This is a genomic window from Bradyrhizobium sp. MV1.5, from assembly GCF_055807615.1.
Window position 1 is genome coordinate 21,842 of the sequence record NZ_JBVVPL010000052.1, and the last position, 18,161, is coordinate 40,002.

An 18,161-nucleotide genomic window follows, 5' to 3' on the forward strand; every position below is an offset into this window, starting at 1 on the left:
GGGGGGGGGGGGGGCGGGGGGGGGGGGGGGCCCCCCCCCCCCCCCCCGCCCCCTCCCCCCCCCGCCCCCCCCCCCCCCCCCCCCCCCCCACGTTGAGGGGGCGCGCGACTATCGCAACGGCGCATGCCGCCGCAGCCGCGTGAATTACTCCGCCAGCGCCTTCATCTCCTTGTAGAGATCCGACTTGCCTTCGAAGCCGATGCCTGACAGCTCCGGCATGGTGATGTGGCCATTCTCGACGCTGATGCCGTCGGGGAAGCCGCCATAGGGCTGGAACAGGTCGGGGTAGCTCTCATTGCCGCCAAGGCCTAAGCCGGCTGCGATGTTGAGCGACATCTGGTGGCCGCCGTGCGGGATGCAGCGGCTCGGCGACCAGCCGTGGGTCTTCAGCACCTCCAGCGTGCGCTGGTATTCGCACAGGCCGTAGGACAGCGCGCAGTCGAATTGCAGCCAGTCGCGGTCGGGCCGCATGCCGCCGTAGCGGATCAAATTGCGGGCGTCCTGGTGGCTGAACAGGTTTTCGCCTGTCGCCATCGGTCCCGGATAGAATTCGGCGAGGGCTGCCTGCAGCGCGTAGTCGAGGGGATCGCCGACTTCCTCGTACCAGAACAAGGGATAATCCCGCAGCATCTTGGCATAGGCGATGCCGGTCTCGAGATCGAAGCGGCCGTTGGCGTCGACGGCGAGCTGCGCGTCGTTGCCGATCTCCTTCAGCACCGCCTCGATACGGGTGCGGTCGTCCTCGATAGCGGCGCCGCCGATCTTCATCTTCACGACGTTGTAGCCGCGATCGAGATAGCCGCGCATCTCGCCGCGCAGCATCGAGAGGTCCTTGCCCGGATAATAATAGCCGCCGGCGGCGTAGACGAACACGCGCGGATTGGCTTTGACGCCATGACGCTCAGCCAGCAGCCGGAACAGCGGTTGTCCCGCGATCTTCGCCACGGCATCCCACACCGCCATGTCGATGGTGCCGACCGCGACCGAGCGCTCGCCATGTCCACCCGGCTTCTCGTTGGTCATCATCGCGCCCCAGACCTTGTCGGGATCGAGATTGTCGCCGGCCGCGTTCAGCAGCGATTTCGGATCGGCCTCCAGGATGCGCGAGGCAAAACGCTCGCGGATCAGGCCGCCTTGGCCGTAGCGGCCATTGGAGTTGAAGCCGTAGCCGACGACGCGCTTGCCGTCGCGCACGAAATCGGTGACGACGGCCACCAGGCTCGTCGTCATCTTGGTGAAATCGATATAGGCGTTGCGGATCGGCGAAGAGATCGGTTTCGTGATCTCGCGGACGTCGACGATGCGGACGGACATGGTGTTGGCTCCTGTCATTCCGGGGCGATGCGCAGCATCGAACCCGGAATCTCGAGATTCTCAGGTGCGCAACCGCGCACCATAGTTCGCGCTATCGCGCGCCCCGGAATGACGGCTTCGCCGTCACTTCTTATCCCTGAAATACGGCTCGACCGGGCCGTGCACCTTGATGGTCAGCGGGTTGCCGTGGCGGTCCTTGGCGTTGCCGGCGGTGACGCGGACCCAGCCTTCGCTGATGCAGTATTCCTCGACATTGGTCTTCTCGACACCCTTGAAGCGGATGCCGACGTCGCGCGCCAGGATGTCCGCATTGTAAAAGGGGCTGTTCGGATCGACCGAAAGGCGGTCCGGAAATTCGTCGCTCATGATTGTCTCGCTCATAACAGGGTCTCGATTTGCTGCCGCAATCCTTCGGGCCGGGCGGTCGGCGCGTGGCGCGCGACCACCTTGCCGGTACGGTCCACCAGGAATTTCGTGAAATTCCATTTGATGGAGGCACCCAGCAGGCCGGATTGCTGGCGTTTCAGGTACTCATACAACGGATGCGCATTGCTGCCGTTGACGTCGATCTTCTCGAACAGGGGAAAGGTGACGTCGTAGTTGGTCGAGCAGAACGCCTGGATTTCGCTCGCCGGTCCCGGCTCCTGCGCACCGAATTGGTTGCAGGGAAAGCCGAGCACCGAGAAGCCGCGCGGATTGAGATCTCGATGCAGATCCTCCAGCCCGCGATATTGCGGCGTGAAGCCGCATTTGCTCGCGGTGTTGACGATCAGCAGCACCTGTCCCTCGAAGCTGCGCAGGGCGACTTCTTCGCCGAGAAGCGAGTTGGCCTTGAAGTCGTAGATCACGGACATCGCTAACCCACGGGGTCGATCGGCGACGGTGGCACGCCGCCCGCCTCGATCGCCTCGCCTGCGAGCAGGCAGAGATCCTCGCGATAGCGGCCGGACACGATGTGCACGCCGACCGGCGCCTTGCCGACGAGACCGGTGGAGACCACGAGGCCTGGCAGCCCCATGAAGGGAATCGCGATCTGCGGCAGTTGCGCTTCCCAGACGCGTTTGAAGGAAGCGTCGTCCTTGCGGTCGAGATGATCGGGGAACGGCAGCTCGCCGGACACCGGTGTCAGCAGCACGGCATAGGTCTCGAAGAACAGCATCCAGTCGCGGGTCAGCGTGGCGCGGCGGGTCAATGCCTTGGCGTAATTGGCCTGGTCCATTGGCGTGACCCTGCCGCGGTTGCCGTGCAGGCACGCCAGCGCGCCGGGATCGCCTTCACGCTCGGCCATCTCGAGCTGCGCCTCGTAGCCGTCGCCGAGCCAGAGCTTGATCTGCCACTCGACGGCTTCGCGCATCGGCGGGGTGTTCTCGATTGTCTCGACGGTCCAGCCGGCACGCTCGAGCCGCTTGCCGGCATCGATGACCGCGGCCTTCACCTCGGGCGCGGTCGCAAGGCCATCCGGGTTGAGGCAGAGCGCGGCGCGCTTGGGCCGCGCGGGGCCTTCCAGCGGCACGGGCACGAACCAGGGATCGCGGATGTCGCGGGCCGACATCGCCGCGAGCGAAATCCTGATGTCGTTGACGGTGCGCGCCAGCGGTCCCGACACCGCCATGATCTGCGGCCCGATCGGACGCTCCGGCAGGGCCGGATTGAAGGCCGGGATGCGGCCGAGCGTCGGGCGCAGACCATGCACGCCGCAGGCATAGGCGGGATAGCGGATCGAGCCGGCGATGTCGGTGCCATGGGCGATATGGCCGATGCCGGCCGCGACCGCCGAACCGGCGCCGCCGGACGATCCGCCCGGCGTCAGCGAGGCGTCGCGAGGGTTCTTGGTGTCGCCGTGGACCAAGTTGGTGGTGAACCAGCGATAGGAGAAGGCCGGACAATTGGTGCGCCCAAGCAGGACGGCGCCGGCCTTGCGGAAATTGGCGACCACCGGATTGTCCTCGCGCGCGACCAGGTCGCGCTGGAGCTTGAGGCCGTTGGTGGTGGCAAAGCCCTCCTGGTCGACATTGGCCTTGATGGTGACGGGCACGCCGGCGAGCACGCCGGGGTCCTCGCCCCTGGCGAGGGCGGCATCGACGGCGTCGGCCTGCTTGAGCACGTCCTCCGGGCGGTGGTCGATCACGGCGTTGAGGCTGGGATTGACGGCGTCGAGCCGGGCCAGGCCGGCCTGCGCGGCCTCCCTGGCGGAGACCTTTTTGGTTTTGACGAGGTTGGCGAGGTCGGCCGCCGACAGGCGCCAGAGATCTTGCATGGCTTGCTCCGTTTAACCGGCGTCTTTTAGCCCCGGGAACGCGGCAAAGCCATGCGGATTTCGCAGGGGCGAAGGGCGGGGGATGCCGGGTGAGGCTCATTCTCCGTCATTGCGAGGAGCGCTTGCGACGAAGCAATCCAGTCTGCCTCCGCGGAGGCAGACTGGATTGCTTCGCTACGCTCGCCATGACGGGGAGAGAGTCGGGGGCTAATGCCGCGTCGCGGATTGGTCCGGAATGTCCAGCAATGCCTCGGTAAAGGGGAATTCGAGCACGATCTCGCCTTCGCGGTCGGTGACCTCGATGACGGCCTCGAGCAGGGCCGGCTGGGTGCCTTCCGATCGCAGCACCTCCAGAATCATCTGGCGGGCAACCTCCCAGGCACGGTCGGGATTGCGCAAATCCTCTCCCTCAGGATCCACGATCAGTTCGTCGCCGATACGGGTGTTGAAGAAATATCTGGGCATCACGAAGTTCCAGTTGGGTCGCCTGTACCGGATTGAAAGCTGCACTGCACTCACAACTGCTTTATCAGGACAGGGTTCGCGACCGAATACGCCCAAGCGCAGAGCCGCATCACCAGAAAGTACTGTTCCCGACGCTTTTTTCGCGGCGCAATATGCCCTTGCTCGGGAAAATTTCACTGGCGAACTTTTGTGCTCGCAGTAACTTAGCTCCGGGCGGATACGTCCGAAATCTCGAAAATGGAGAGCCGAAATGGCCTGGAAAGCCCCAAAGATCGTCGAAGTGCCCTGTGGCATGGAAATCAACATGTATGTGAGTGCCACCCGCAAGTAAGCGGTTGGTTCGCGTTCTGCGCAGGTGGATCTTTCGGTCACGATGCATGTCCGGAAGACAGGATTTGTGTTGGCGTGAGGTCCACCTCGCGACATTGTCTCCAGGAGACGGATCATGCTTCGCGTCGTCGTCCTGGGCGCCGCAGCAGGCGGCGGAGTGCCGCAATGGAATTGCGGCTGCGAGGGCTGCCGGACGGCCCGTGAAAACGGCCAAGAGCTGCAACGGACCCAAGCCTCGGTCGCCTTCACTGGCGACGGCGAGCACTGGTTTTTGATCAACGCCTCTCCCGACCTCCGCCAGCAATTGAATGCCACGCCGCAGCTGCATCCGAAGGCAGGCGCGCTGCGCCATACGCCGATCGCAGGCGTGATCCTGACCAACAGCGAAGTTGACGCAGTGGCAGGCCTGCTGTCGATGCGCGAGGGCTCGCCCTTCACGGTCTATGCGCATGAGAAGGTGCTGGCGATCCTGAAGGCCAACAGCATCTTCAACGTGCTGAACGAGAAGAACGTGCAGCGCCTGCCGATCGGGATTAATGAGCCGTTCGAGCCGCGGCTGCCGGACGGGGCGCGCTCAGGGCTTGAGGTGCTGCCCTTCGCGGTCTCGGGCAAATCGGCCTGGTACCTGGAAGGCAAGGCGCATCCGGGCGGCGACACCGGCGAGGGCGATACGCTGGGGCTGAAGATCACCGACAAAGCGACCGGCAAATGCTTCTACTTCATTGCCGCCTGCGCCGAGGTCACCGACGCGCTCAAGGCCGAAATCGACGGCGCTTCGCTGGTGTTCTTCGACGGCACGGTGTGGCAGGACGACGAGATGATCAAGGCCGGGCTCGGCCACAAGACCGGCAAGAGCATGGGCCATGTCGCGATGTCCGGCGACCACGGCGCCATCGCGCGGCTCGCCGGCCTCGCACTCGACAGGAAGATATTTCTGCATATCAATAACTCGAACCCCGCGCTGCTGCCCGCGTCCCCCGAGCGCAAGGCCGCTGAAGCGGCGGGCTGGCAGATACCCGCTGACGGAACGGAGATCGAACTGTGAATGCCGCGTCACTGACTGGAATGACCGCGCTCTCGATCGGCAAGGACATCAGGCTCAACTCGGCCGAGGAGTTGGAGGCGACGCTGCGCCATATCGGCGCGACGCGCTATCACAGCCTGCATCCGTTCCACAAGCTGCTGCACGGCGGCAAGCTCAACAAGGGCCAGGTCCAGGCCTGGGCGCTGAACCGTTACTATTACCAGAGCACCATCCCGATCAAGGACGCGGTGGTGATCTCGCGCTTCCGCGATCGTGCCACGCGCGTGGAATGGCGCCACCGCATCGAGGACCATGACGGCGACATTGGCTCCGAAGGCGGCATCGAACGCTGGCTGAAGCTGACCGACGGCCTCGGGCTGGACACGGCTTACGTGGAATCGACCGAAGGCATCCTGCCGGCGACGCGCTTTGCCGTGGAAGCCTATGTGCATTATTGCCGTGAGAAGTCGCCGCTGGAGGCGATCGCCTCCTCGCTCACCGAATTGTTCGCGCCGAACCTGCACGAAGAGCGCATTGCCGGCATGCTGGAGCACTACGACTTCGTCAATCCCGACATCATGAGCTACTTCAAGCGGCGCCTGACCCAGGCGCCGCGCGATGCCGGCTTTGCGCTCGACTATGTCAAGGCGCATGCCACCACGCCCGAGCAACGCGCGTCCGTCTGCAACGCGCTGATCTTCAAGACCAACGTGCTATGGGTGCAGCTCGACGCGCTCCAACACGCCTATGTCGAGGGCCACATTCCGCCGGGCGCGTTCGTGCCCCAAGAACACTCAAAGGCGAGCTGAGGAACACCGATGGCCGGGCCGCGTCACATCAGCGTCAGCGAGACCAGCCGGCCGGTTCTGCCGCGGCACGCCAAGCTGAAATATGACGAGACGCGGAAAGTCTGGGTGATCCTGGCGCCCGAACGCGTGCTGGCGCCCGACGAGATCGCGGTCGAGGTCTTGCAGCTCTGCGATGGCGAGCGCAATGTCGGCGAAATGTCCGACCAGCTCGCGGCAAAATACGCCGCGCCGCGCGAGGCGATCCTGGCCGACGTCATCGTCATGCTGCAGGATCTCGCCGACAAGGGCTTTCTCACGGAGGCCCGGGAGAAGACGTCATGAGCGATGTGCTCGGCAATCCCACCATCCCGCCCGACGCCAGCGACAGCCTCGCGGTGCTGGAGAAGAGCCGCTCGACGGCGGAGGCGTTCGGCATTCCGCTCGCCGTGCTGCTCGAGATCACCCATCGCTGCCCGCTGCAATGCCCCTATTGCTCCAACCCGGTCGAGCTCGACCGCTCGGGCAAGGAGCTGACCACCGAGGAATGGAAGAAAGTTCTGAGCGAGCTCGCCGAGATCGGCGTGCTCCAGGTGCATTTCTCCGGCGGCGAGCCGACGGCGCGCAAGGACCTCGTCGAACTGGTCAAGCATGCGAGCGACGTCGGCCTCTACACCAACCTCATCACCTCGGCCGTGCTGCTGACGCGCGAGCGGCTGAGCGAGCTTGCGGATGCCGGGCTCTGCCATGTGCAGATCAGCTTCCAGGGCACCGAAGAGGGCTTGGCCGATCGCGTTGGCGGTTACAAAAACGGGCACCGCAAGAAGCTCGAAGTGGCAAAATGGACGCGCGAGCTTGATTTGCCGCTCACCGTGAATGCGGTGATGCACCGGCAGAACCTGCATCAACTGCCCGATATCATCCAGATGTCGATCGATCTCGACGCCGACCGGCTCGAGGTCGCCAATGTGCAATATTACGGCTGGGCGCTGAAGAACCGCGCCGCGCTGATGCCGACCGTGACGCAGCTCGACGAGTGCACCCGCATCGTCGAGGAGGCGCGCGAGCGGCTGAAGGGCCGGCTGACGATCGACTATGTCGTGCCCGACTATTATGCGCTGCGGCCGAAGAAGTGCATGGGCGGCTGGGGCCGGCAGTTCTTCAACATTTCGCCGGCCGGCAAGGTGCTGCCTTGCCATGCCGCCGAGAGCATCACCGGGCTCGACTTCGAATCGGTGCGCTCCAACCATTCGATCGCCTGGATCTGGCAGAACTCGGAGGCCTTCAACCGCTATCGCGGCACCGGCTGGATGAAGGAGCCGTGCAAGACCTGCGAATTCCGCGAGATCGATTTCGGCGGCTGCCGCTGCCAGGCCTTTGCGCTGACCGGCGATGCCGCCAACACCGATCCCGCCTGTGCGCTGTCGCCGCTGCACGAGACCATCTTCAAGCAGGCCGAGCGCGAGGCCGAGGGCGAAACCAACCGCTTCGTCTACCGCAATTTCGCCGGCGGCACTCTGGAATCCGGGAATGATGCCTGACGCCGACGCGGCCAGCTCAGTCAAGCGCGCCGATCCCTTTGCGCCGCTGACCTCCGAAATGCTTGACGTCGGCGACGGCCACGAGCTCTATGTCGAGAGCGTCGGCCGCACCGATGGAATCCCCGCGGTCTACCTGCATGGCGGCCCCGGCAGCGGCTGCCAGCCCGACCACCGCCGGCTGTTTGATCCCGACCGTTTCCATGCCGTGCTGTTCGACCAGCGCGGCTGCGGCCGCAGCCGGCCGAAGGGATCGCGCGCGCACAACACCACGCAGCATCTGATCGCGGACATGGAAAAGATCCGCGAGAAATTCGGCGTCGCGCGCTGGATGGTGGTCGGCGGCTCCTGGGGCGCGACGCTGGCGCTGGCTTATGCGCAGGCGCATCCCGATCGCGTCTCCGGGATTGCGCTGCGCGCGACGTTTCTCGGCACGCGTGTTGAAGTCGAGACCGCTTTCACCTCGCGCCTGTCGCAATTCTACCCCGCGCTCTACGAGGATTTTCTCAGCGTGCTGCCGGTCGAGGAACGCGCGCGGCCGGTGGAAGCCTACTATCGCCGCATCCTTGATGCCGATCCGGCCGTGCATGGCCCGGCCTCGCGCGCCTGGCACGACACCGAGCGCGCCTTGTCGGAACACAAGGCGGCAAAGACGCGGATCGACCTGGCGTCGCTGAATGTATGGCGCACATTGCCGGCGACACCGTTCATGGAGGCGCATTATTTCGTCCAGGACAGCTTCATGTCGGAGAACCAGTTGTTGCGGAACGCCGGCAAGCTCGACGGCATTCCCGGCATCATCGTCCAGGGCCGCTACGATCTGTTGTGCCCTCCCGAGACGTCGCAGGCGCTCGCGACAGCGTGGCCGGGTTCCGAGATTCGCATCGTGGAAGAAGCCGGCCATTCCCTCTATGATACCGGCGTGCGGGACGCGGTCATGAAGTCGATCGCGGATATCGCTTCGAAGATCTCGCGCTAGATCTATCTCCTCATCCTGAGGAGCGCTCGAAGAGCGCGTCTCAAAGGATGAAGGGCCGAGTTGCAGCAGCGGGGGCCTTCATGGTTCGAGACGCCACTTCGTGGCTCCTCACCATGAGGGGATAGTTGGAAGGACACAAGAAAATGCCACTCGCTGGAAAAGGCATGCTGCTGACGTCGATGAATATCGACGTTTCAGATGAAGCCGATTTCAATCGCTGGTACGATCGCGAGCATCTGGAAGAGCGCGTTGCGATCGAGGGTTTTCTGGAGGCGCGGCGCTATGTCGCGCACGCCGCCAATCCCAAATATCTGTCGCTGTATTCGACCGCGACGCTCGACGTGCTCGACAGTCCCGCCTACCGGGCGCGGCTCGCCAATCAGACTGAATGGTCGCGGCGGAGCATGGCGCATTTCAAGGACATGCTGCGCGTGGTCGCGCGCATCACGATCAGCAACGGTACCGGACGGGGCGCGGCGCTCGGGCTCGTGCGGCTGCGGCCGACGCCGGACAATGCACCCGCGTGGCGTGATGCACTGCAAGAGAGGCTGGCGCCGGAAAAGCACGACGGCATCATCTCGATGCATCTGCTCGAAAGCGAACCGGAATTGTCGGGCGCGACGGCGGATATCCCGGCGGTCCGCAACGAAGGCGCGCGCGACTGGTTCGCGCTGATCGACGGCACGCATGTCGGCGCGGTCTCGGCCGTGATCGCCGCGCGCTTCACCGGCCCTGCCGCCGCGCCATTCCCGCTTCCCGTGTCGGTCGGCACGTATGCGCTGATGTGGGACCTCGCGAAGAGCGACATCGCGCGCAACTAAGCCGTCGGACGCATCGCAACATGCTGCACCGCCACATATTGCCCACGGCCATTAATGATGTGCGCGCTGGGCTCCTATGAAAGCCGGTGATCCCCCAAATTTGCCGTTGTACTTCGGACCGGTTCTAATAAGCTAACCCAATGACGTCATTCAGAAACCAGATCGCCGCGCGTTAGCGTTCGCAAGCTCAAGAAAAGGCCGCGGGGTCTTTGAGCCTGCGCGGACAGGGTAGGAATGAAACCGACCGATATTGCGGCCCCCGACTACTTTCACAAAGTGGTCGATTGCCAATGGGCCTGTCCTGCGCACACTCCCGTTCCCGAATACATCCGACTGATCGCCCAAGGCCGCTACAGCGACGCCTATATGATCAATTGGAAATCGAACGTGTTTCCCGGAATTCTGGGCCGCACCTGCGATCGTCCATGCGAGCCGGCGTGCCGCCGCGGACGCGTCGAGGAGACCCCGGTCGCGATCTGCCGCCTCAAGCGCGTCGCCGCCGACTTCAAGGACGACATCACGCAACGCCTGCCGCGGCCCTCGGCCAAGAACGGCAAGCGCGTTGCATTCGTCGGCGGCGGTCCCGCTTCGCTGACAGTGGCCCGCGATCTCGCGCCGCTCGGCTATCACTGCACCGTGTTCGACGCCGATCCGCAAGCCGGCGGCATGATGCGCTCGCAGATCCCGAAATTCCGCCTGCCCGACTCGGTCATCGACGAGGAGACCGGCTACATCCTGAATCTCGGCGTCGACTTCAAGGGCGGCCACCGCATCGAGAGCATGAAGGCGCTGCTCGCGGAGAAGTACGACGCGATCTTCGTCGGCTCCGGAGCACCGCGCGGCCGCGAGCTCGACATTCCCGGACGCAAGGAAGCCGCCGCCAACGTCCATATCGGCATCGATTGGCTGTCCTCGGTCTCGTTCGGTCATACCGACAAGATCGGCAAGCGCGTCATCGTGCTCGGCGGCGGCAATACCGCGATGGATTGCTGCCGCACCGCGCGCCGCCTCGGCGGCGAAGAGGTGAAGGTCGTGGTGCGCTCCGGCTTCGAGGAAATGAAGGCCTCGCCCTGGGAGAAGGAAGACGCGCTGCACGAGGACATTCCGATCCTCAACTTCCTCGTGCCCACAGCCTTCGTCCATGACAACGGCAAGCTCACCGGCATCACCTTCCAGAAGGTGAAGGCCGAATACGACGCCAAGGGCCGGCGCAACCTCGTGCCCTCGGGCGAGCCGGACCAGACCATCGAATGCGACGACGTGCTGGTCGCGGTCGGCCAGGAGAACGCCTTCCCCTGGATCGAGCAGGACTGCGGCATCGAGTTCGACAAATGGCACATGCCCAAGGTCGATCCGCAAACCTTCGTCTCGACCAACCCGAAGGTGTTTTTCGGCGGCGACGCCGCGTTCGGGCCGAAGAATATCATCTGGGCGGTGGCGCAGGGCCATGACGCCGCGCTGTCGATCCACAAAATGCTCTCGGGCGAGGACGTCACCGAGCGTCCATTGCCCGAGGTGCACATCTCCTCGCAGAAGATGGGCATCCACGAATGGAGCTATGACAACGACATCTCCAACGACAAGCGCTACAAGGTGCCGCATCGCGACAAGGTGATCGCGCTAAAGGACATCCGCACCGAGGTCGAACTCGGCTACGACGTCAAGCTGGCGCTGGGCGAGGCCCATCGGTGCCTGAACTGCGACGTCCAGACCGTGTTCTCGACCTCGCTCTGCATCGAGTGCGATGCCTGCGTCGACATCTGTCCGATGGATTGCATCACCTTCACGGACAATGGCGAGGAAGGCGATCTCCGTCAGCGGCTGAAAGCGCCCTCGTTGCATCCGGACCAGGATCTCTATGTGTCCAGCGATCTCAAGACCGGGCGCGTGATGGTCAAGGACGAGGACGTCTGCCTGCATTGCGGGCTGTGCGCCGAGCGTTGTCCCACCGGCGCCTGGGACATGCAGAAATATTTGATCGAGATGACTCAAGCGGGTTCGACATGTCCGACAAAAAGCCGATCAGCAGCGTAAACGACTTCGTCGTCCGCTTCGCCAACGTCAACGGCTCGGGCTCGGCCAGCGCCAACGAGATGTTTGCACGCGCGATCCTGCGCCATGGCGTTCCGGTGAGCCCCCGTAACATCTTCCCCTCCAACATCCAGGGCCTGCCGACCTGGTACGAGGTGCGGGTGACGGAAGACGGCCATCTCGGCGCCCGCGGCGGCGTCGACATGATGGTCGCGATGAACCCGCAGACCTGGGACAAGGACGTCTCCGGCATCGAGCCCGGCGGCTATCTGTTCTACGATTCCACCAAGCCGATGCCGTCGACCAAATTCCGCGACGACATCACCGTGATCGGCGTCCCTCTGACCGCGATCACCAACTCGACCTACACCGATCCGCGCCAGCGCCAGCTGTTCAAGAACATCATCTACCTCGGCGCGCTTTCGGCGCTGCTCGACATGGACCCGAAACTGATCGAGCAGCTGATCGGCGAGCAGTACAAGGGCAAGGAGAAGCTGCTCTCGTCCAACGTCCACGCGCTGCATCTCGGCCGCGACTGGGCTCTGCAAAATCTGAAATGCCCGACCGGGCTGCGGGTGAAAAAGTCCGACAAGGTCGGCGACCGCATCTTCATCGAAGGCAACAGCGCCGCCGCGCTCGGCGCCGTCTATGGCGGTGCCACGGTGTGCGCCTGGTATCCGATCACGCCGTCCTCGTCGGTGGCGGAGGCCTTCACCGCGCACTGCAAGAAGTACCGGCACGACCCGGAAACCGGCAAGGCGAAATACGCGATCGTGCAGGGCGAGGACGAGCTGGCTTCGATCGGCATCGTGATCGGCGCCTCCTGGAACGGCGCGCGCGCCTTCACCGCGACCTCCGGCCCCGGCATCTCGTTGATGACCGAGTTCATCGGCCTGTCATACTTCGCCGAAATCCCGGCCGTGATCATGAACATCCAGCGCGCCGGTCCCTCGACCGGCATGCCGACCCGCACCCAGCAATGCGACATCATCGCCTGCGCCTATGCCTCGCATGGCGACACCAAGCATGTGCTGCTGTTTCCTGAGGATCCCGCCGAGGCGTTCGAGTTCGCGGCCGCGGCTTTCGATCTCGCCGAGCGGCTCCAGACCACCATCTTCCTGATGCTCGACCTCGACATCGGCATGAACCACCGGCTCTGCCGTCCGCTGAAATGGGACGATGCCAGGCAATATGACCGCGGCAAGGTGATGACCGCGGAGATGCTGGACGAAGGCCGCGACTTCGGCCGCTATCTCGACGTCGACGGCGACGGCATCCCGTACCGGACCTATCCCGGCACGCATCCGACCAAGGGCTCCTTTTTTACCCGCGGCACGTCGCGTGACCGCTATGCTCGTTACTCCGAAGAAGGCTCGGTCTACGCCGACAACATGCAGCGTCTCATGCGCAAGTTCGAGACCGCGCAGGATCTGGTGCCGCGGCCGCTCCAGGCCAATGCGGAACGACCGACCAAATACGGCGTGATCTATTTCGGCTCGACCACGCCGGCGATGGACGAGGCGATCGGATTGTTGGAGGCACGAGGCCATCAGCTCGATCGCCTGCGCATCCGCGCCTTCCCGTTCCACTCCAGCGTGGCGAGCTTCCTCGCGGAGCACGATTTCGTCTACGTCGTCGAACAGAACCGCGACAGCCAGCTGCGCCAGCTCATCGTCAACGAAAACGGCATCGACCCGGTGCGGCTGGTGCCGATCGTGCACTACGACGGTTCGCCGATCACCGCCCGCTTCATCGCAAAAGCCATTGGCGACCACCAGGATCACCTCAAGGTGACCCCGCTCCGCAAGGCCGTGTCATGATTTACGCGTCATTCTCTCCGTCGTCATGCCCGGGCTTGACCCGGGCATCCACGCCTTTCTTCTTCCTGGCCAAGACGTGGATGGCCGGGTCAAGCCCGGCCATGACGGGCTTGGGATCGCAGGTGCTCGCATGACCTACATTGCAAAGCCGAAATTCCACCATCCCGGGCTGAAGAAGAACGAGCTCGGCTACACCCATCGCGACTACGAAGGCAAGATCTCGACGCTGTGCGCGGGCTGCGGCCACGACTCGATCACGGCCTCGATCATCGAGGCCTGCTATGAGCTTTCGATCGAGCCGCACCGGGTCGCCAAGATCTCGGGCATCGGCTGCTCGTCGAAGACGCCGGACTATTTCCTCGGCAATTCGCACGGCTTCAACTCCGTGCACGGCCGCATGCCAAGCGTGCTGACCGGCGCCAATCTCGCCAATCGCGACCTGATCTATCTCGGCGTCTCCGGCGACGGCGATTCCGCCTCGATCGGCTTCGGCCAGTTCGCGCATTCGATCCGGCGCGGCGTCAACATGACCTATATCGTCGAGAACAACGGCGTCTACGGCCTGACCAAGGGCCAGTTCTCGGCGACCGCCGACCGCGGCTCGAAATCCAAGAAGGGCGTCACCAACACCGACAACGCCATCGACCTCGTCGCCATCGCGCTGCAGTTGGGCGCGACTTTCGTCGCGCGCTCGTTCTCCGGCGACAAGACTCAGCTCGTGCCGCTGATCGCCGCCGCGATCCGCCACAAGGGCGCGTCGTTCATCGACGTCATCAGCCCCTGCATCGCCTTCAACAACCACGCCGGCTCCACCAAGAGCTTCGACTATGTCCGCGAGCACAATGACGCGGTGAACCGGCTCGACGTGCTGGTCGGCCGCGATCCGATTGCGGTGGATTACGCTCCGGGCACGGTGCAAATGGTCGAGCAGCATGACGGCAGCAGGATCGCGCTGCGCAAGATCGACGCCGACTACGATCCGCACGACCGGCTCGGCGCCCAGACCTTCCTGCAAAAGCACGCCGCCAAGGGACAGATCGTCACCGGCCTGCTCTACGTCGATCCCGACGCGGAAGATCTGCACGAGCATCTCAACACGGTGGAGACGCCGCTCAACACGCTGGAAGCGGACACGCTCTGTCCGGGCTCGGCGGCGCTGGACAAGTTCAACGCCAGCCTGCGGTGATCGCCTACCGCGCCGTGGCGGGCTGCCTGACACGTATGGTGATCTTCTCCGACACGATGGGCGGCTCGAACGGATAGTGCCTGGCATCGCCCAGCACGAGTTGAAGCGTATGCGTCCCGGGTGGAAGCTCGAGCAGCGTTTCGGTCTGCCCTGCCCCGAAATGCAGATGCGACTTGTCCTGCAGGATCGGCTCCTTGGGATCGATGGGGTCGTTGACGTCGATCAGCAGATGATGGTGACCGGCGTTCTGGTACTCGTCGCCGGCATGGGTCACTCCCATGTTGCGCAAGCCGAACCGGACCCAGAATCCGCCGCGGACCTTCTGCCCGTCATGCGGGGTGATGAAATAGAGCTTTGCGTCCTTGGGCGCCGTCTTGCCTTGCGAAAAGGCTGCCCCCGGGAGCAATGCGAGCGCCGCTGCCAGCGCGACGCAACGAAGGATCTGCATCAAACCAACTCCTCCACTTAAGGGCTGAGCGCCACGCGGAATCCGTGCGTGGGATAGCGAACGTTGGTGTCGTAGCCATCGCGGTTAGACGGCCGCACATATCTCGAATCGTTCTTCCAGGAGCCCGAGCGCAGGACATGAGCGCTGCAGTCCCCGCTGCTCCATGCCGAGCCGTCGGTGGGCGCGCCCTGATAGGTCTTGTGCCAGCAGTCCTCGACCCACTGATCGACACCGCCGCCCATGTCGTGGAGCCCGAACGGATTCGGCCTGAAGCTCCCGACCTTCGCCGGCTGCTCGGCGGCGAGATCACCGCAATCCTTGCAACCGGCCATGCCCGGCTGCAGCTTGTCGCCCCACCAATATTTGGTCTGCGTTCCGCCCCGCGCGGCATATTCCCATTCGGCTTCGCTCGGAAGCCGATAAGTCTTCTTTGTCGCCTGAGCGAGATAGGCCGCATATTGCTGCGCGTCGGTCCAGCTCACATTGCCGACCGGCGCATCGTCCTTGCCGATAGCAGTGAAGCCGCACGCCTTCGCAGCGGCGCACTCGTTCCATTCCTGCACGGTCACCGGATATTTGCCGATCGAGAACGGCTTGACCGTCACCTGATGGACAGGACGCTCGGTCGGGTCGTCATTGCTTCCCATCGCAAAGCTGCCGCCGCGAATGGCGACCATCTCGGGTTCGCGGACGGGGGGTGCCGATTGACTTGTCGATTGACTTGGCGCGGGAGCGGGCGACGGAGATGACGAAGCCGAGGTGGGAGATGGCTGCGGCGTCTGAGGCGCCGCTTCGCGCGGCGGAGGCTGCGGGCTCGGTGATGCGGCAGGAGAAGCGTTAGGAGAAACGGTAGTGACGGCAGCCTGCTCGCCCACCCTGCCCGGTGCCTGAGCCAGCAGATACCACAGCACGCCGGCGGCCATCACCGACAGCGTGATCCCCAGCAGAAAGATCAGGGCATTCTCGCGCCGCCCCCGCGTCCTGCCGACCGCGTCTGCATCCGGCAGCACTTTATAGACGCGCACGGGATCGGTGATGTTCTTGACTTTGCGGTCCCCGAGCGACTCGTAGCCGCACACGACCTTGTGCTTGATCTGCTCGTAGATCGCGCCGGAGATAAAGACCTGGCCTGGCTCGGCGATGCCCTCGATGCGCGTCGCGATGTTGACACCATCGCCGTAGACGTCATCAGGCTCCACGATGACGTCACCGAGATTGACGCCAATCCGGTACTCGATCCGGGTCTCCTTCGGAAGCGAGGCGTTGCGGCCGATGAGATTCTGCTGGATGACGATGCTGCAGCGGACGGCCTCGACCGGACTGTCGAAAATCGCGATGAAGCCATCGCCCGTCGTCTTCACCAGACTTCCGTGGTGCTCGACGATGCTGGGCTGGATGAGATCCCGCTCGATCCGCTTGACGCGGACGTGCGTGCCCTCCTCGTCGGCCTGCATCAGGCGGCTGTAGGACGCGATGTCACCGACAATGATGGCCGCGAGACGACGAGGCATAGGGCCGTGCGAAGGCGGCTCGTCATTCCCGGATCTGAAGTTGCGAATTTCGCCCATTGCGGGGGACTCCACACACTTACAAAGGCAGACCCCAGCCTACGACTGCCAAAGGCGATCGTCTGTGAAGGCTATCACATCGATGAAATCGGGCAATCTCGGAGCGAACGGAGGGCGTCCAGTTCCGGTAGTCGAAGGCGCCACATCGAATGAACCTTCATGACCACACCGATGACTAATGCCCGGCGTGGAACCTCATCCTCCCTCCACCCAGCTAAGATCATGTCAGATGTGCGAACGTTGAACGCGTCGCACCTGGGCCGCGTCTACAGCGTACAGCTCAGCTGCTGCATTCGAGGCCATCATGAAGCTTTCTCTCGTTGCTGCCATCTTGTTTGCCGCGCTTGGCGGCGCCGCTCACGCCGAGGAAGCCGACGATATCCGTGAGGCCAGCAAGGCCGAAGCCGAGACCTTCAACGCGCGCATGTATGCCGGCGCACCCGCCAACAAGGCCTATGCCTGCTTCGTGCGGCGCTACGATGCCGAGCACCTGGCGCGTCATCCGAAGCAGAAGGTCGCCGCGATGAAGCTGCTGATCTCGGCGGAGATGGACACCGAAGACAAGCAGCTCCACAACTCCTTCCGCCTCGGCTTCAGATATCGTCACCGTTCCGGCGATTTCGACTCCAGCGGCTCCTGTCATCACGCGGTGTTCACCAAGGACGGCACCGAGATCCGCCTCGGTTGCGGCGTCGACTGCGAGGGCGGCGGCATCGGCGTTGCGCTTTCAAAGGACGACAAATCGGCGATCGTGCGGCTGGCGCGGGTCAGGGTCTGGCAGAACAACAAGCCGGATGAGGATGCCGAACTATCACTGGTCGCCGGGGCCGATGACGGGATTTTCCGCCTCGATCGAACGGACAATAAGGAATGCGCCTCGCTCGTGACCGACCGCAAGGAACTCGCCGCGCTCCGCCACAAATGATATGTGTCCAGCGCAATCGACGGAGATCGTCATGAACCGCCGGAACATGTTGTGGAGCGCCGTCTCGGGCCTGGGCGCGGCGCTTGGCGCCTCCAGCGCGAAGGCCGCGACGGACGCCGGCACGGGCAACAAGCTGAAGGTGGTGTATCATTTGAGCGATGCCGAGAAGGTCAATTTCGTCCTCGGCAACATCCAGAGCCACATCGACGGCGTCGGCGGCCCCGACCATGTGACGATCGCGCTGGTGATCCACGGGCCGGCGCTGAAGGCGTTTCATTCGGCGCAGGCCAATCCTGACATCAGCAAGCGCGTCGGCGATTTCTCCAAGGACGGCGTCGAGCTCGCCGCCTGCGGCAACACGATGAAGGCGCAGAACGTTACCCTCACGGATCTCTTGCCGGGCTTCGTCAGCGCGGAGAAGGGCGGTGTGGTCCGTTTGGCCGAGCTTCAGTCGCAGGGCTATCTCTATCTGCGGCCGTAGGCAGCTTGCTGCGAATTGTGCGCTCCCTCCCCCGTTTGCGGGGGAGGGTCGGGGAGAGGGTGTCTCAGCAATCGAGAACCCCCAAGAGGAGAGCCCTCACCCGGCGCTGCGCGCCGACCTCTCCCGCAAGCGAGAGCTTTGCGTAAATCGCGAATCTGCGATTCTCTAAGAGACGTTTGAAGAGGATCT

19 protein-coding genes are annotated in these 18,161 nt (G+C 63.9%); 12 read left to right on the forward strand and 7 right to left on the reverse strand.

The annotated features are described in order from the left end of the window. Positions 1-144: 144 nt before the first annotated feature. From tarD to AC0L2J_RS30770, 5 genes are all read right to left on the reverse strand, one after another. Positions 145-1,314 carry a D(-)-tartrate dehydratase gene (gene tarD, locus AC0L2J_RS30750; protein ID WP_007613755.1) on the reverse strand — a complete coding sequence of 390 codons (1,170 nt, stop codon included), beginning with the start codon at positions 1,312-1,314 and terminating at the stop codon, positions 145-147. A 123-nt stretch (positions 1,315-1,437) separates the two neighbouring features. Further along, positions 1,438-1,695: a DUF3297 family protein gene (locus AC0L2J_RS30755; RefSeq protein WP_007613756.1), complete on the reverse strand. Its 258-nt coding sequence runs from the start codon at positions 1,693-1,695 to the stop codon at positions 1,438-1,440. Next, entirely contained in the window at positions 1,692-2,168 is a 477-nt protein-coding gene (locus AC0L2J_RS30760) for a glutathione peroxidase (RefSeq protein ID WP_007613757.1), read from the reverse strand. Before AC0L2J_RS30760 ends, AC0L2J_RS30755 begins: the two co-directional genes overlap by 4 nt. 2 nt (positions 2,169-2,170) lie before the next feature. Further along, positions 2,171-3,571 (reverse strand): amidase family protein, encoded by a 1,401-nt coding sequence (locus AC0L2J_RS30765; RefSeq protein WP_473395508.1) that lies wholly within the window; start codon positions 3,569-3,571, stop codon positions 2,171-2,173. A 207-nt stretch (positions 3,572-3,778) separates the two neighbouring features. Next, positions 3,779-4,036 carry a DUF6894 family protein gene (locus AC0L2J_RS30770; protein WP_007613759.1) on the reverse strand — a complete coding sequence of 86 codons (258 nt, stop codon included), beginning with the start codon at positions 4,034-4,036 and terminating at the stop codon, positions 3,779-3,781. A 250-nt stretch (positions 4,037-4,286) separates the two neighbouring features. Between AC0L2J_RS30770 and pqqA the strand changes: the two genes are divergently transcribed. From pqqA to AC0L2J_RS30820, 10 genes are all read left to right on the forward strand, one after another. Beyond that, complete coding sequence (pqqA, locus tag AC0L2J_RS30775; RefSeq protein WP_007595659.1) at positions 4,287-4,367, forward strand: pyrroloquinoline quinone precursor peptide PqqA; 81 nt, start codon at positions 4,287-4,289, stop codon at positions 4,365-4,367. Between the two features lie 114 nt (positions 4,368-4,481). Further along, positions 4,482-5,411 carry a pyrroloquinoline quinone biosynthesis protein PqqB gene (pqqB, locus tag AC0L2J_RS30780; protein ID WP_007613761.1) on the forward strand — a complete coding sequence of 310 codons (930 nt, stop codon included), beginning with the start codon at positions 4,482-4,484 and terminating at the stop codon, positions 5,409-5,411. Positions 5,412-5,431: 20 nt separating this feature from the next. Beyond that, positions 5,432-6,199 carry a pyrroloquinoline-quinone synthase PqqC gene (pqqC, locus tag AC0L2J_RS30785; RefSeq protein WP_371258333.1) on the forward strand — a complete coding sequence of 256 codons (768 nt, stop codon included), beginning with the start codon at positions 5,432-5,434 and terminating at the stop codon, positions 6,197-6,199. A gap of 9 nt (positions 6,200-6,208) precedes the next feature. Next, positions 6,209-6,520, forward strand: coding sequence for a pyrroloquinoline quinone biosynthesis peptide chaperone PqqD (pqqD, locus tag AC0L2J_RS30790; RefSeq protein ID WP_007613770.1), 312 nt, complete (start codon positions 6,209-6,211; stop codon positions 6,518-6,520). Beyond that, entirely contained in the window at positions 6,517-7,716 is a 1,200-nt protein-coding gene (pqqE, locus tag AC0L2J_RS30795) for a pyrroloquinoline quinone biosynthesis protein PqqE (RefSeq protein ID WP_473395509.1), read from the forward strand. Before pqqD ends, pqqE begins: the two co-directional genes overlap by 4 nt. Next, a complete protein-coding gene (gene pip / locus AC0L2J_RS30800) occupies positions 7,706-8,692 on the forward strand; it encodes a prolyl aminopeptidase (RefSeq protein WP_473395510.1) in 987 nt (328 codons plus the stop codon). The genes pqqE and pip overlap by 11 nt, the downstream gene beginning before the upstream one ends. A gap of 143 nt (positions 8,693-8,835) precedes the next feature. After that, complete coding sequence (locus AC0L2J_RS30805) at positions 8,836-9,513, forward strand: DUF4286 family protein (protein WP_007613773.1); 678 nt, start codon at positions 8,836-8,838, stop codon at positions 9,511-9,513. Between the two features lie 234 nt (positions 9,514-9,747). Further along, on the forward strand, positions 9,748-11,547 hold the full coding sequence (locus AC0L2J_RS30810; RefSeq protein WP_007613774.1) for an FAD-dependent oxidoreductase: 1,800 nt from the start codon (positions 9,748-9,750) through the stop codon (positions 11,545-11,547). After that, positions 11,517-13,364 (forward strand): 2-oxoacid:acceptor oxidoreductase subunit alpha, encoded by a 1,848-nt coding sequence (locus tag AC0L2J_RS30815; protein ID WP_473395511.1) that lies wholly within the window; start codon positions 11,517-11,519, stop codon positions 13,362-13,364. Before AC0L2J_RS30810 ends, AC0L2J_RS30815 begins: the two co-directional genes overlap by 31 nt. A gap of 130 nt (positions 13,365-13,494) precedes the next feature. Continuing rightward, on the forward strand, positions 13,495-14,550 hold the full coding sequence (locus tag AC0L2J_RS30820) for a 2-oxoacid:ferredoxin oxidoreductase subunit beta (RefSeq protein ID WP_018454076.1): 1,056 nt from the start codon (positions 13,495-13,497) through the stop codon (positions 14,548-14,550). 4 nt (positions 14,551-14,554) lie between these two features. Here AC0L2J_RS30820 and AC0L2J_RS30825 read toward each other — a convergent pair whose 3' ends face one another. Together AC0L2J_RS30825 and AC0L2J_RS30830 are read right to left on the reverse strand one after the other, a co-directional pair. Further along, entirely contained in the window at positions 14,555-14,998 is a 444-nt protein-coding gene (locus tag AC0L2J_RS30825) for a DUF4399 domain-containing protein (RefSeq protein ID WP_063995128.1), read from the reverse strand. Positions 14,999-15,015: 17 nt separating this feature from the next. Beyond that, positions 15,016-16,566, reverse strand: coding sequence for an SUMF1/EgtB/PvdO family nonheme iron enzyme (locus tag AC0L2J_RS30830; RefSeq protein WP_473395512.1), 1,551 nt, complete (start codon positions 16,564-16,566; stop codon positions 15,016-15,018). A 304-nt stretch (positions 16,567-16,870) separates the two neighbouring features. On the opposite strand from AC0L2J_RS30830, the gene AC0L2J_RS30835 reads away from it, so the two are divergent. Together AC0L2J_RS30835 and AC0L2J_RS30840 are read left to right on the forward strand one after the other, a co-directional pair. Next, positions 16,871-17,491, forward strand: a complete 621-nt coding sequence (locus AC0L2J_RS30835; RefSeq protein WP_473395513.1) for a hypothetical protein — start codon at positions 16,871-16,873, stop codon at positions 17,489-17,491. A gap of 31 nt (positions 17,492-17,522) precedes the next feature. Then, positions 17,523-17,972 carry a DsrE family protein gene (locus tag AC0L2J_RS30840; RefSeq protein WP_473395514.1) on the forward strand — a complete coding sequence of 150 codons (450 nt, stop codon included), beginning with the start codon at positions 17,523-17,525 and terminating at the stop codon, positions 17,970-17,972. Positions 17,973-18,161 lie beyond the last annotated feature (189 nt).